This window comes from Propioniferax innocua, assembly GCF_006716235.1.
GTDB lineage: Bacteria > Actinomycetota > Actinomycetes > Propionibacteriales > Propionibacteriaceae > Propioniferax > Propioniferax innocua.
In genome coordinates this window covers 626,106-637,888 of sequence record NZ_VFOR01000002.1, presented here as the reverse complement: position 1 = coordinate 637,888, position 11,783 = coordinate 626,106, and the positions used below count along the sequence as shown (strand labels likewise).

The following is an 11,783-nucleotide window of genomic DNA, read 5'->3' as shown; positions in this document are numbered from 1 at the left end:
GAGGCTGTTACTCTGCTGCGCGACGAGCTGTGAAGGACGGAACAGGGTGGATACTCGAACGCTTCGCCGCATGCTGTGGCACCTGCGGACCGGTGGAATCGGGCAGGCGAGAACATTCCTGGCCCGGCAACGGACCGACATCCCGGAGACCGCACGTATCGACAGCGGTGGCCGTCCCGTCTACGAACCGTGGCCTTACCCCGAACGTGAACCGCGGCGCGGCCTCCGCGTCGGCGTCATCATGGATGACTTCTCGAAGGACGCTTTCGCCTACGAATGGGATCAGGTGGAGCTGTCCCCCAAATCCTGGCCGACGCAGGTGGCTGACGCAGAGGGCCGACAGCTGATCGACCTGCTGTTCGTCGAATCGGCGTGGCACGGCAACGGCGATCTGTGGCAATACCACCTCACCGGTGCCTCGGCGCCTGCCGCCGCCCTCGTGGAGCTTGTGGAACGCTGCCGGGAACTCGGGGTCCCGACGGTGTTCTGGAACAAGGAGGATCCGGTGCACTACGAGGATTTCCTCGACACCGCGAAACTCTTCGACCACGTGTGGACCACTGATGCGGAATGCCTGCCCCGCTACGAACGTGACCTCGGGCGCACCGCGGGCCTGCTGCCGTTCGCAGCGCAACCGGCCATCCACAACCCGATCCGTCCCCGTACCGGGCATGCGTCCCGGGACATCGGCTTCGGGGGTATGTATTTCGTGCACAAATATCCCGAGCGCCGGGAGCAGATGGATCTGCTGCTGGGGGCGGCGTCGGAGGTCTCCGCCAAGATGGAACACGGGCTGGAGATCTATTCGCGGTACCTGGGGCAGGACGAGCGCTACCAGTTTCCCGAACCGCTGGACGCGCATGTGGTCGGATCGCTCGAGTACCGGCAGATGCTCAGTGCTTACCGGGCCCACAAGGTCTTCTGCAATGTGAACTCGGTGGTCAGCTCGAGCACCATGTGTGCGCGTCGTGTGTTCGAGATCACCGCCTGCGGCACACCTGTGGTCTCGACACCCTCGCCGGCCATCGAATCGTTCTTCCCCGAAAGTGAGGTGGCACGCGTCTCAACGCCCGAGGAGGCCAGTCACACCTTTCGTGCTCTGGTCCGCAGCCCCGAGCTTCGGGACCGGATGGTGCATCTGGGGCAGCGTCGCATCTGGCGCGAGCACACCTACGGTCAGCGTGTCGATCAGGTCCTCGATCAGGTGGGGCTCGACGCGCATCGGGCGAAGCGTCCCACGGTCTCGTTGCTGGTCTCCACCAACCGCCCCCACCAGGTGGACCATGTGCTCGACACCGCGGTGGCCTTCGCTGATGTCGAGGTGGAGCTGTGTCTGCTGACGCACGGCTTCGAGCTCTCCGATGCGGCCCGTGAACGAGCCCGACATCTCGGCCTGGAGATGCAGCACACGATGGCCGACTCGACGGTGCTGCTGGGGAGTTGCCTCAACAGGCTGGTCGAGATGGCCTCCGGCGACGTCTACACCAAGATGGACGATGACGATGAGTATGGAAGCAACTATTTGAGTGACCAGCTCCATGCACTCGACTACTCGGGAGCCGACATCGTCGGTAAACAGGCGCATTTCGTTCGCCTGGTGGACCGCAACATCACCGCCCTGCGTTTCGTTGAGCGTGAGCATCGCTTCACCGATCTGGTGATGGGCCCCACGATCATGGGGTCGGCCGAGGTGTTCAGGGAGATCCCATTCGCCGATCGTCAACGTGGTGAGGACACCAGGTTCCTCGGTGATGTGGTTCGAGCCGGGGGGCACATATACAGCTCGGATCGTTTCAACTTCACCCTCACCAGACGGGGACGCGAGGGCGGCCACACCTGGAACGCCGACGACAGCGAGATCCTCGCCAACTCCAATGTCGTCGGCTTCGGTCAGATGGACGACCACATCTTCATCTGACCCCCTTTTCATCGGGCACCTGTCCCCGGGCACCTGTCCTCGGGCACCTCGGTGTGCGTGCACTAGTCTGCGCGCGTGCGAGGTTCGGGTGTCTGGCTGGTGCCGTGCAGCGTCGCATCGATCCAGATCGGTGCGGCCATCGCCAAACTGCTGTTCGGACGCGTCGAGCCCTCCACTCTCGTGTGGCTGCGTCTTGCTCTGGCGGCCTGCGTGCTGCTGGTGGTCGCGATGCCACGGTTGCGGGGCCGCTCACCTCGTGACTGGGCGGCCGTGACCGCTTACGGGGCAGCTCTGGCGGTGATGAACATATCGCTGTACCAGGCGATCGCCCGCATCCCCCTTGGAACCGCGGTGACCATCGAATTCCTCGGGCCGCTCACGGTGGCGACGCTTGGCTCCCGCCGTCTGCGCGACTGGTGCTGGATCCTGCTCGCCGGGGCGGGCGTGGCCCTGCTCGGTGCGGCGCCGAGCGACCTCGATCCTGTCGGGGTCGGTTTCGCGTTCCTGGCGGCGACGGCGTGGGGCGCCTACATCGTGCTCAGTACCCACACCGGGCGTCGGTGGACAGGGATCAGCGGACTCGCGGTCGGGTCGACGATCGGGACGCTCATCGCGACGCCCGTCATGCTTGGTGCCGCGGGATGGGTGGCTCCCACCGATGTGCGGGGGCTCGACGACCCGTGGGTGTGGCTCATCGGGTTGTTCGTCGCACTGCTCTCGACCGTTGTCCCCTACAGCCTGGAGATGATCGCCCTGCGTCGCATCCCTCCGGCGGTTTTCGGGATCCTCATGTCGCTGGAGCCCGCGGCGGCCGCGATCGCCGGCATGCTCGTGGTGGGAGAGTTCATCGGTCCTGTCGAATGGGCCGCGGTGGTCTGCGTCATGGTTGCGAGCATCGGCAGCGTGCGTACCTCTCACAGGTCCTGAACTCACAGGTCCTGAACTCACAGGTCCTGAACTCACAGGTCCTGAACTCAGGGGGCCTGAACCGATCAGGTCGGCAGTGTCAGACCCGCATCGGTTTCCACTGCCAAGCCGTCCTTCAACAGGCTCGTGAGCGCGCGGTCGAGCTGGGTGGCGTCGTGCCAGACGGTCGCGATGCGGTGGCGGGGAACAGCGATATCGCTCTCGCGGAGCAGGGCCATGATGCGTCCGCGGACCTGACGGTCGGTGCCTGCGAAGGCTTGGCCACGACGTGGGGGTCCGGTGTGTGCAGGGCGTCCGGCGGCGACCCAGGCGCAGGAGTCGGCGATGGGGCACCGGTCACAGGCGGGGCTGCGGGCCGTGCAGATCAGAGCACCGAGTTCCATGGACGCCGCTGCCCACATCGCTGCGGGGAAGGGCCCATCGACGGGCATGACCGTGGCGCCCAGGCGCTTCTCGGCCGCGGTGACGGCGTTGGGTGGGAACTCGTCGCCGTTGATCGCGCGGGCCAGGACGCGTCGCACATTGGTGTCGAGCACCACTTCGGCACGGCCGAATGCGAAGCTTGCGATGGCTGCCGCCGTGTAGTCCCCGACGCCGGGGAGCGCGCGCAGTGCGTCACGGGTCTCCGGGACTCGGCCTCCATGATCAGTGGTGATCGAGACGGCGGCGTTGTGCAGACGCTGAGCGCGTCGGGGATATCCGAGCCTGCCCCACTGGCGGATGGCCTCACCCACCGGTTCGGCGGCGAGATCGGCCGGAGTAGGCCATCGTTCCAGCCAGGCCCGCCACGGTTCGAGGACGCGTGCGACCGGCGTCTGCTGAAGCATGAACTCGCTCACCATGACGCCCCAGGGTGTGCATGATTCACGTCGCCATGGCAGATCACGTGCCGCCCCCACGTACCACTCGCAGACTGGCGCGATCAGGGGGTGCATGGGGCTCCTCGAGAACTGGTCTGATGCGGCGTGGCAACCGAGGATAACGGTTCGGTCTCCATAAGCTTGGGCATATGTTTGGACTGCTGCACCCCGTGGGTCCTGAAGGCGAGCGTACTTACTGGGTACGTCGCGCCGTCGTGATCGGCGCGGCCATCGTCATCATCGCCGCCGTCGTGGCCGCGACGCTGCGTCTGAGCGCTGGCGCGACCGATGGTGACCCGAAGGCTGCAGAGACGTCGGCTCCTGCCGTCGACGAGTCCGCGCCTCCGGAGGAGAACGCGGCTGATCCTGAGCCGGGCGGGCCGGACGAACAGGGCGGTCAGGGAGACAACGGCGGTGAAGGAGGCCAGGAACCTGCCCCTGCGCCCTCGCCCGAGGCCGATGGAACCGAGACGCCCGCCGGCGATGGGACGCTGCTCGAGGACGAACAGCAGCAGGCCGAGGAACAGGCTGACGAGGCCCCCGCGCCCGTGCCCGAGGAACAGCCCGCACCCGAGGCTCCGGCCCGTGCCCAGGCACCCGAATGCACTCCTGAACAGCTCGAGGTGGCAGTCGACGGGGCCGATGAGGTCTCCAAGGCCGCTGGTGCACAGCCGTTCGGTGTTGTGGTGACCAACACCGGAACCGCGAACTGCACCCTTCCGGTATCGGCTGACAACCTCAAGGTCACGATCTTCACCGGAACCGAACGGATCTGGTCCACCGAGGACTGCGCCGCTGTGATTCCCGCCCGGTCTGCCCTGCTGGCTCCCGGCGCATGGATCAGCTCCGATGTGACGTGGGGAATCGGCCGCAGCGCGGCCGGATGTGCCACCGCGTCCGGTGAGATCCCGACAGGTGACTACCGCGTCGTGGCCGAGCTTGCCGAGGTGGTACCGGCCCAGCGGGAGTTCTCGCTCGTCTGATCGGACCGCGATCGGGAATCCGACGCGATGGCCTGTGGGTGAATCCCAGAAACTGTCGGACCACCCGCTTAGAGTGCTGCCATGGCCAAGAATTCGAAGCGTTCCAGCGATGGTTACCGCTGCACCGAGTGTGGGTGGACCACGGTTCGGTGGGTCGGCCGGTGCGGGGAATGCCAGACGTGGGGAAGCGTCGAGGAGATCGGTGCGCCCAAGGTCGCGGAGGTTCGTGCCAGTGCGCCGACCACGCGGGCGGTTCCCATCGGATCGGTCGACGCTCAGGCCGCTGATCGTCATCTGACCGGTGTCGAGGAGCTGGATCGGGTGCTCGGCGGTGGGCTCGTGCCCGGGGCCGCGGTCTTGCTGGCGGGCGAACCGGGCGTCGGAAAATCGACGCTTCTGCTCGATGTCGCGGCCAGATGGGCGGCCGCCGGGCGGCGTACGTTGTACGTCACCGGTGAGGAGTCCGCAGCTCAGGTGCGGTTGCGTGCCACCCGGACCGATGCCGTGGAGGATGAGCTCTATCTCGCCGCCGAGAATGATCTGGGCGCCATCCTCGGGCAGGTCGAGGCGGTGGAACCATCTCTCCTCGTGGTCGATTCGGCGCAGACCATCGTCACCGCCGAAGCCGATGGTTCCGCCGGGGGAGTGAGCCAGGTCCGCGAGACCACGGGAGCGCTTGTTCGAGTGGCGAAGCGGCGTGGCATGGCGGTCATCATCGTCGGCCATGTCACCAAGGAGGGCACGATCGCAGGCCCGCGCACCATGGAGCATCTCGTCGACGTCGTGCTCACCTTCGAAGGTGAACGCCACTCCGGGTTCCGCATGGTGCGTGCGACCAAGAATCGGTTCGGTCCGGCGGACGAGGTTGGCTGTTTCGAAATGGTGGAGCACGGCATCGTCGAGGTCCCCGATCCCTCGGGTCTGTTCACATCCCGACATGATGAACCGGTGCCCGGCACGGCGGTGACGGTCACGATGGAAGGGCGCCGTCCCCTGCTTGCGGAGATGCAGGCGCTCGTGGTTCCCGCGGGGCAGCAGAGCCCGCGTCGCACCACCCACGGGATCGAGGGCAGCCGAGTCGCGATGATCGCCGCCGTCGTGTATCGCAGGGCCGGGATCGCGGTGCACAACCACGATCTCTACGTCTCCACGGTCGGGGGTGCGCGCGTGAATGATCCGAGCGCCGATCTCGCCATCGCGATCTCGTTGGCGTCCGCGGCCCGCAACCGCATCGCTCGATCACAGCAGCGGTTCGTGGCGATGGGGGAGGTCGGTCTGGCCGGTGAGCTTCGTCGAGTCCCCGGGATCGGTCGACGCCTGTTGGAAGCTCACCGGCTCGGTTTCGGTGCGGCGATCGTGCCCTCGGGCAGTGACGGTGTTCGGGAGGCTCGGTTGCAGGGGATGAAGGTCTTCGAGGCGAACACCCTCGTCGACGCCCTTCGGGCGGTGAAACTCGATCGTTCGTCTCAACGAGATGAAGGCCGAGGCGTTTCCGATGGCGTGGATACTGTGGTGGCATTGCACAAGGAGCAGTGAGGACCATGACCGATCGATCGAACGACGAGGCACGGTTGCGTCGTTACCGTGCGCAACTCGCCACGGGAACACGGCTGCGCGAAGGGCTGGATCGAATCGTCAGCGGTGGCACCGGCGCATTGGTCGTTCTGGGTGGCAATCGCGTCCTCGACTCCATCTGCACCGGTGGTTTTGCACTGGATGCGCCGTTCACCGCCACGAACCTCCGTGAGCTCGCGAAGATGGACGGTGCGATTCTGTGCAGCGCCGACGTCGAACGCATCCACAGTGCGGGGATTCACCTGATGCCCGATCCGACGCTGCCCGCGGTCGAGACCGGCACCCGGCATCGCACGGCCGAGCGAGTGGCGCGGCAGACACATCTGCCGGTGGTGGCGGTGTCAGCGTCGATGGGCAGCATTTCGCTCTATGTGGAGGGCCGGCGTTACCCGGTCGACCCGCCGGCAGCGATTCTCGTCCGTGCGAATCAGGCGATGCAGACACTGCAGCGATACCAGGAGCGGTTGCAGCAGGTTCTGGACCGCCTCTCGATGTTGGAGATCCAGGACCAGGTGACGGTCCGTGACCTCGTGGTCGTCGCGCAGCGTTGGGAACGTGTGCGTCGGCTCGAGGAGGAGACCGCCGGATACGTCGCTGAACTGGGCTCCGACGGTCGGCTGCTGGAACTCCAACTCCTGGAGATCATCGTGGATACCGAGCGGCTGCCCGAGCTACTGAACTGTGACTACGGAGATGACGAATCCGACGGGGCGAAGGCGTTGGAGGAACTGCTCGATGAGGAATTGGTCGACCCGGTGACCGTGGCACGGACCCTCGGCTTTCCTGAGGTACTCGAGACGCGGCTACGGCCGTTGGGATACCGGCAGCTCGCCCAGGTGCCGCGCCTTCCGGTGACGATCGCGGCACGACTGGTGGAAGCCTTCGGCGACCTCCAAGGGCTCATGGGTGCGACGCATGCCGAGTTGCTGGCCGTCGAGGGCGTTGGTTCGGGGCGGGCGCGGACGATCCGCGACGCTCTGACGCGCGCTGCGGAGGCCTCCCTCAATGAATGACGGTGAGGCCCGCCTCGATGAATGACGGTGAGGCCCGCCTCAACGAATGGTGGTGAGGCCCGCCTCAACGAAGACCGGCGGCGGCGTCGAGGACGCGGTCGTTGATCTCCGGGGTGCTGACGGTGATACGGATGCCATCGGGGGCGTAGGCGCGCACGATGAGGCCGTGATCGGCGAAATGGGCGGCCCAGCGATCGGTCTGATCGGCGGCCGGGAGCCACACGAAGTTCCCCTGGGAGTCCGGGACGTCGAAGCCGAGTCCACGCATGCGACCCACCATGCGGTCGCGTTCGGCAATGGTCTTCTCGACTTGGGCGAGTAGCTTCTCCCTCGCGGCCAGAGTTGCCAACGCTGCGGCCTGTGCAGGGACCGATACCGAGAACGGTGGCGTCACGGTGCGGATCGCGGCGGCCAGCGTCGGGTGGGTGATTCCGTAGCCGATGCGGAACCCTGCCAGCCCCCAAGCCTTGGAGAAAGTGCGGAGCACCGCGATGCGGGGGTCGTCCAGCAGCTCCAGGGGACGGGCGGCCTCGGGGTCGGTGGCGAACTCGATGTAGGCCTCGTCCACCACGAGCATGGTGCGTTCCGGAAGCTGCGCAAGCAGATCGGTCAGCTCTTCATGGGTGACGCAGGGGCCTGTCGGGTTGTTCGGCGTGCACACCAGTACGGCGCGGGTACGTTCGGTGACGGCCGCGCACATCGCCTCCAGATCGTGGCGGCCGTCGGTGAGCAGCGGTATCTGGACAGGAGTGGCACCCGGAACGTTCACCGCGAGGGGATAGGCCTCGAAGCTACGCCACGGGAACACGATCTCGTCCCCCGGGCCGCTGATCGCATTCAGCAGATGCATCAGGACGCTGACCGAGCCGGCACCGAACGAGAGATGCTCGGCGGACACATCGAGCCAGTTCGCGACCTCGGTGGTGAGCTGGGCGGCGGCGTTGTCCGGGTACAGCGGCAGGTGCGCGGCAGATTCGGCGATGGCCTCCGCCACAGAGGGCAATGGAGGGAAAGGGTTCTCGTTGCTGGAGAGCTTGACCGCGTCCGGGCCCGGAGCCGCGCCACCGGGGCGATAGGCGGCGAGGGCTGCGATTTCCGGACGGATGGGGACCGGGCCAGCGGCCGCTTCAAAAGACATGCCCTGGTCGGTTCCCGTCAGATCCGGATCTTGCCGAGCGGGGTATCGAAGTGCGCGGCGATGAGACCGGGTTGGCCGTGGGGGGCGACCCATTCGATGTCGATGTCGAGGAGCTCGGCGGAGTCGCCGTTGATCCAGTCATCGAGCCGGCTCTTGTCGCCGGCGATCTCGATACGGATCATCTCCAACTCACTCGTCAGTGCGCTGGGACGCACGATGTCATCGCTGACCCATTTCAGGAAGAACGGGAGCTGCGGATCGGCCTGGAGCCCCTTGATGCCGATCTGGCGCCATTCCAGCTGCCGACCGTCGGGGAAGGTGCGGTTACCGGGGACGCTCTCACGGTCAAGCCGTGCCTCGATCGGAGCCATATCGTCCACCGAGAGTGCCCAGCCGAGCCAGCCACCGCCCGCCTCGGAACGAGCCCGCACCACCTGACCGAAGGGGGCCTTCTCGGCGGCAGGGTGATCGAGCACCTCGACGATCTCGACGTAGCGACCGTGAGCGACGGGGATCAGGCGGTTGCGAGTGCCGAAGCGCGGGTGGAAGCCACCATCGCGGGATGGCGCACCGAGCAACTTGCTCAGGCGATCAGCCGATGCCTGCAGTCCGTCGGGGTTCGCTGCATAGATGATGTGGTCGACGTGCATGTGCTTATTCTGGACTCAACCTTCCTCCAGGGGAAAATCCGGTGCCTCCTTCGGGGAAGGAATCGATCTGCTATGAGGCTTGCCGGTCATCGGGATCGGCGGGGTGCATCGGGCCGAGGTGACGCTCTTCATGGGCTGCGCAGTGACGGGCCAGCTCTTCGTAGGCGGGTGCGCCGAGCAGCTCCACGAGCTCATCTCGGCTGCTGCGCCACACCGGTTCGTCGGCGGTGTGGGCCTCGGTGTTGGAGGTGCAGAACCAATCGAGATCGTGCCCGCCGGGACCCCAGTGGGCGCGGGTGTACTCGCTGATGGAGATCTCCAGATACTCGGTGCCGTCACCGCGCTCCACATCGCGATAGCTGCGTTTGATGGGCAGCTGCCAGCACACGTCGGGCTTGGTCTCCACGAAACTGCGTCCCTCGCGGAGCGCCAAGGCATGCAGCGCGCAGCCGTGCCCGGCTTCGAAGCCGGGACGATTGAGGAAGACGCATGCCCCCTCGTGAAGGGTGGTGCACAGTTCGGGTCCCTCATCCGGATCGGAATCCTCGTCGGGTTCGGCCTCGGTCAGCCATTCGACGCCGTGGTTCTGCCATGTCTGCGGGGTCAGCCGTTCCACGGCTGTTCGGACGCGTGCGACGTCATCGTCATCGGTGAAATGCGCACCGAAGGAGCAGCATCCATGGTCCGGGTCGCCGGTGATCCCGGGGCATCCGTTACCGAACGTGCAGTGCCAGCGGGACGTCAGCCAGGTCAGATCGGCCCGGATCACCTGATCGGTATCGGCGGGGTCGGTGAACTCCACCCACGTGCGAGGAAAACCCAGTTCGATCTCCATGCTGCTCCGTTCCGCGTTCGCTTTGCCGTAGCACTCGACGGTACGCTGTCATGTTGTGCGACTGGGAGTGCTGGACATCGGATCCAATACCGTCCATCTGCTGGTGATGGACGCTCGTGTGGGTGGCCCGCCGATCCCGGCGGCCAGCCACAAGTCGCAGCTGCGTCTGGCCGAACACATCGAGGATGACGGCTCCATGAGCAAGAAGGGCGCGGATGCCCTGATCGAGATGGTCGCCAGCTCTCGAGAGTTCGCCGAGGACACCGGCTGCTCGTCCCTGCTGCCGTTCGTCACCTCCGCGCTGCGTGAGGCCACGAACTGTGATGATGTCATCTTGCGGTGCAAGAAGGAGACCGGCGTCGAACTCCGCGTTCTCTCCGGGACCGATGAGTCTCGACTCACCTTCCTCTCGGCCCGTCGTTGGTACGGCTGGTCGGCTGGGACCCTGGGCGTGTTCGACATCGGCGGTGGCTCGCTGGAGATCGCGGCAGGCAGTGACGAGGAGCCCCACGTCGCGCTGTCGGTGCCGCTCGGCGCCGGACGCCTGACACGTGATTTCGGGAGCTCTGGGAACACCAAGGCCATGCGTCGGCACGCCCGCACCACGATCGGCTCGGTGATCGGTGACGTCCTCCGTGTCGCACCGTTCGACAGGACCGTTGGGACGTCGAAGACCTTCCGGACGCTCGGCCGTATCGCCGGGGCCGCGCCGGCCTCGGAGGGGCCGTATGTGCCTCGCGTCCTGCACCGTGAGGCCCTGCGAGACATGGTCGATCGCCTCGACCGCACACCGGTGGAGCAGCGTGCCGCGCTCCCTGGTGTCTCCGAGGGGCGGGCCCCGCAGGTGCTCGCCGGTGCCGTCGTGGCCGAGGCCGTCATGGAGCTGGCCGGCATCGACCACCTCGATCTGTGCCCCTGGGCCGTGCGTGAGGGCGTCATCGTGACGTACCTCGACCACCTCGACTTCTACACCAATGGATCGCCGAGCGCGCGGGCGCTGAAGCCGACGCCCTCACCCGGGCTCGTGCTCGCCGAGACACCGGTCTGATTCCATGACCTCAGCCCCGGGAACGTCGATGAACGTCACCACGCCGGTGGACGTCGCGCTCAGCACCAGCTGCGCCTACCCCGACGGGACGACCGCGGGGTTCGAACTGGCCCGTGACTGTGGCTTCGACGGCGTGGAGGTGATGGTCGGGCTCGATCCACTGGCCGAGGACGTCGACGCCGTGGAGCGACTGCGTGACCATTTCGGGGTTCCGGTGGTCTCGGTACACGCACCCTGCCTGCTCGTGACGCAGGATGTCTGGGGCAAGGACCCCTGGGGCAAACTGCAGCGCTCGGCCGAGGCGGCTCGTCAGTTGGGTGCCGAGATCGTCGTGGTCCATCCACCCTTCCGTTGGCAGGGCCGTTACGGAACCTCGTTCGTGGAGGGCATCGATCGGCTCAACGCCGAGACCGGCATCACGTTCTGCGTCGAGAACATGTATCCATGGCGGTTGCCGAAGACCCGACGCGAATTCAAGGCCTACCTGCCCACCTGGGACCCCACCGACCAGCCCTATGAAAACCTGACGCTCGACCTCTCGCACGCCTCCACCGCGGGGCAGCGGTCCCGTGAACTCGTGGCCGCGTGGGGTGACCGGCTGCGTCACCTGCACCTGACCGACGGGAAGGGGTCGTTTGCCGATGAACACCTCATGCCCGGTGAGGGTGACCAGGACGCGGCGGGCGTCCTCGCCGATCTTGCGGCGGCCGGCTTCGCCGGACACATCGTGCTCGAGGCCAGCACCCGTGGTCTGGATCGGGACGCGCGGGTGGAGACGCTCGTCGCCGCCCGCGATTTCGCCCGGCGCCACTTCACCGTCTGAGACCCATGCCGGA

At 66.4% G+C, this 11,783-nt stretch carries 11 protein-coding genes; 7 read left to right on the top strand and 4 right to left on the bottom strand.

The genetic code is table 11. From position 1 onward, the window contains the following. Positions 1 to 46 precede the first annotated feature (46 nt). On the top strand, positions 47 to 1,918 hold the full coding sequence (locus FB460_RS09720; RefSeq protein ID WP_211345935.1) for a glycosyltransferase: 1,872 nt from the start codon (positions 47 to 49) through the stop codon (positions 1,916 to 1,918). A gap of 75 nt (positions 1,919 to 1,993) precedes the next feature. Then, positions 1,994 to 2,845: an EamA family transporter gene (locus FB460_RS09715; RefSeq protein ID WP_142093937.1), complete on the top strand. Its 852-nt coding sequence runs from the start codon at positions 1,994 to 1,996 to the stop codon at positions 2,843 to 2,845. 65 nt (positions 2,846 to 2,910) lie between these two features. Here the strand turns inward: FB460_RS09715 and FB460_RS09710 are convergent, their stop codons facing one another. Further along, complete coding sequence (locus FB460_RS09710; RefSeq protein WP_142093936.1) at positions 2,911 to 3,780, bottom strand: HhH-GPD family protein; 870 nt, start codon at positions 3,778 to 3,780, stop codon at positions 2,911 to 2,913. 74 nt (positions 3,781 to 3,854) lie between these two features. On the opposite strand from FB460_RS09710, the gene FB460_RS09705 reads away from it, so the two are divergent. The 3 genes from FB460_RS09705 to disA all read left to right on the top strand — a co-directional run bounded on the left by FB460_RS09705 (position 3,855) and on the right by disA (position 7,276). Further along, positions 3,855 to 4,688 (top strand): hypothetical protein, encoded by an 834-nt coding sequence (locus tag FB460_RS09705; RefSeq protein WP_142093935.1) that lies wholly within the window; start codon positions 3,855 to 3,857, stop codon positions 4,686 to 4,688. Between the two features lie 81 nt (positions 4,689 to 4,769). Next, positions 4,770 to 6,224: a DNA repair protein RadA gene (radA, locus tag FB460_RS09700; protein WP_142093934.1), complete on the top strand. Its 1,455-nt coding sequence runs from the start codon at positions 4,770 to 4,772 to the stop codon at positions 6,222 to 6,224. Positions 6,225 to 6,229: 5 nt separating this feature from the next. Next, positions 6,230 to 7,276, top strand: coding sequence for a DNA integrity scanning diadenylate cyclase DisA (gene disA / locus FB460_RS09695; RefSeq protein WP_142093933.1), 1,047 nt, complete (start codon positions 6,230 to 6,232; stop codon positions 7,274 to 7,276). A 64-nt stretch (positions 7,277 to 7,340) separates the two neighbouring features. Here disA and hisC read toward each other — a convergent pair whose 3' ends face one another. From hisC to FB460_RS09680, 3 genes are all read right to left on the bottom strand, one after another. Beyond that, positions 7,341 to 8,414: a histidinol-phosphate transaminase gene (gene hisC, locus FB460_RS09690; protein WP_142093932.1), complete on the bottom strand. Its 1,074-nt coding sequence runs from the start codon at positions 8,412 to 8,414 to the stop codon at positions 7,341 to 7,343. A 17-nt stretch (positions 8,415 to 8,431) separates the two neighbouring features. Beyond that, the gene (locus tag FB460_RS09685; RefSeq protein WP_142093931.1) at positions 8,432 to 9,064 is read right to left on the bottom strand and encodes a VOC family protein; all 633 of its coding nucleotides are present in this window, start codon (positions 9,062 to 9,064) and stop codon (positions 8,432 to 8,434) included. A 70-nt stretch (positions 9,065 to 9,134) separates the two neighbouring features. Beyond that, a complete protein-coding gene (locus FB460_RS09680) occupies positions 9,135 to 9,899 on the bottom strand; it encodes a DUF3109 family protein (RefSeq protein ID WP_142093930.1) in 765 nt (254 codons plus the stop codon). A gap of 55 nt (positions 9,900 to 9,954) precedes the next feature. Between FB460_RS09680 and FB460_RS09675 the strand changes: the two genes are divergently transcribed. Together FB460_RS09675 and FB460_RS09670 are read left to right on the top strand one after the other, a co-directional pair. Continuing rightward, complete coding sequence (locus FB460_RS09675; RefSeq protein ID WP_142093929.1) at positions 9,955 to 10,947, top strand: Ppx/GppA family phosphatase; 993 nt, start codon at positions 9,955 to 9,957, stop codon at positions 10,945 to 10,947. 28 nt (positions 10,948 to 10,975) lie between these two features. After that, positions 10,976 to 11,770, top strand: coding sequence for a sugar phosphate isomerase/epimerase family protein (locus FB460_RS09670; protein WP_142093928.1), 795 nt, complete (start codon positions 10,976 to 10,978; stop codon positions 11,768 to 11,770). Positions 11,771 to 11,783 lie beyond the last annotated feature (13 nt).

Excerpts from the sequence above, each read along its gene's own strand:
- FB460_RS09710 (WP_142093936.1), bottom strand. The coding sequence starts at position 3,780 with ATGCACCCCCTGATCGCGCCAGTCTGCGAGTGGTACGTGGGGGCGGCA.
- FB460_RS09705 (WP_142093935.1), top strand. The coding sequence starts at position 3,855 with ATGTTTGGACTGCTGCACCCCGTGGGTCCTGAAGGCGAGCGTACTTAC.
- radA (WP_142093934.1), top strand. The coding sequence starts at position 4,770 with ATGGCCAAGAATTCGAAGCGTTCCAGCGATGGTTACCGCTGCACCGAG.
- disA (WP_142093933.1), top strand. The coding sequence starts at position 6,230 with ATGACCGATCGATCGAACGACGAGGCACGGTTGCGTCGTTACCGTGCG.
- hisC (WP_142093932.1), bottom strand. The coding sequence starts at position 8,414 with ATGTCTTTTGAAGCGGCCGCTGGCCCGGTCCCCATCCGTCCGGAAATC.
- FB460_RS09685 (WP_142093931.1), bottom strand. The coding sequence starts at position 9,064 with ATGCACGTCGACCACATCATCTATGCAGCGAACCCCGACGGACTGCAG.
- FB460_RS09680 (WP_142093930.1), bottom strand. The coding sequence starts at position 9,899 with ATGGAGATCGAACTGGGTTTTCCTCGCACGTGGGTGGAGTTCACCGAC.
- FB460_RS09670 (WP_142093928.1), top strand. The coding sequence starts at position 10,976 with ATGAACGTCACCACGCCGGTGGACGTCGCGCTCAGCACCAGCTGCGCC.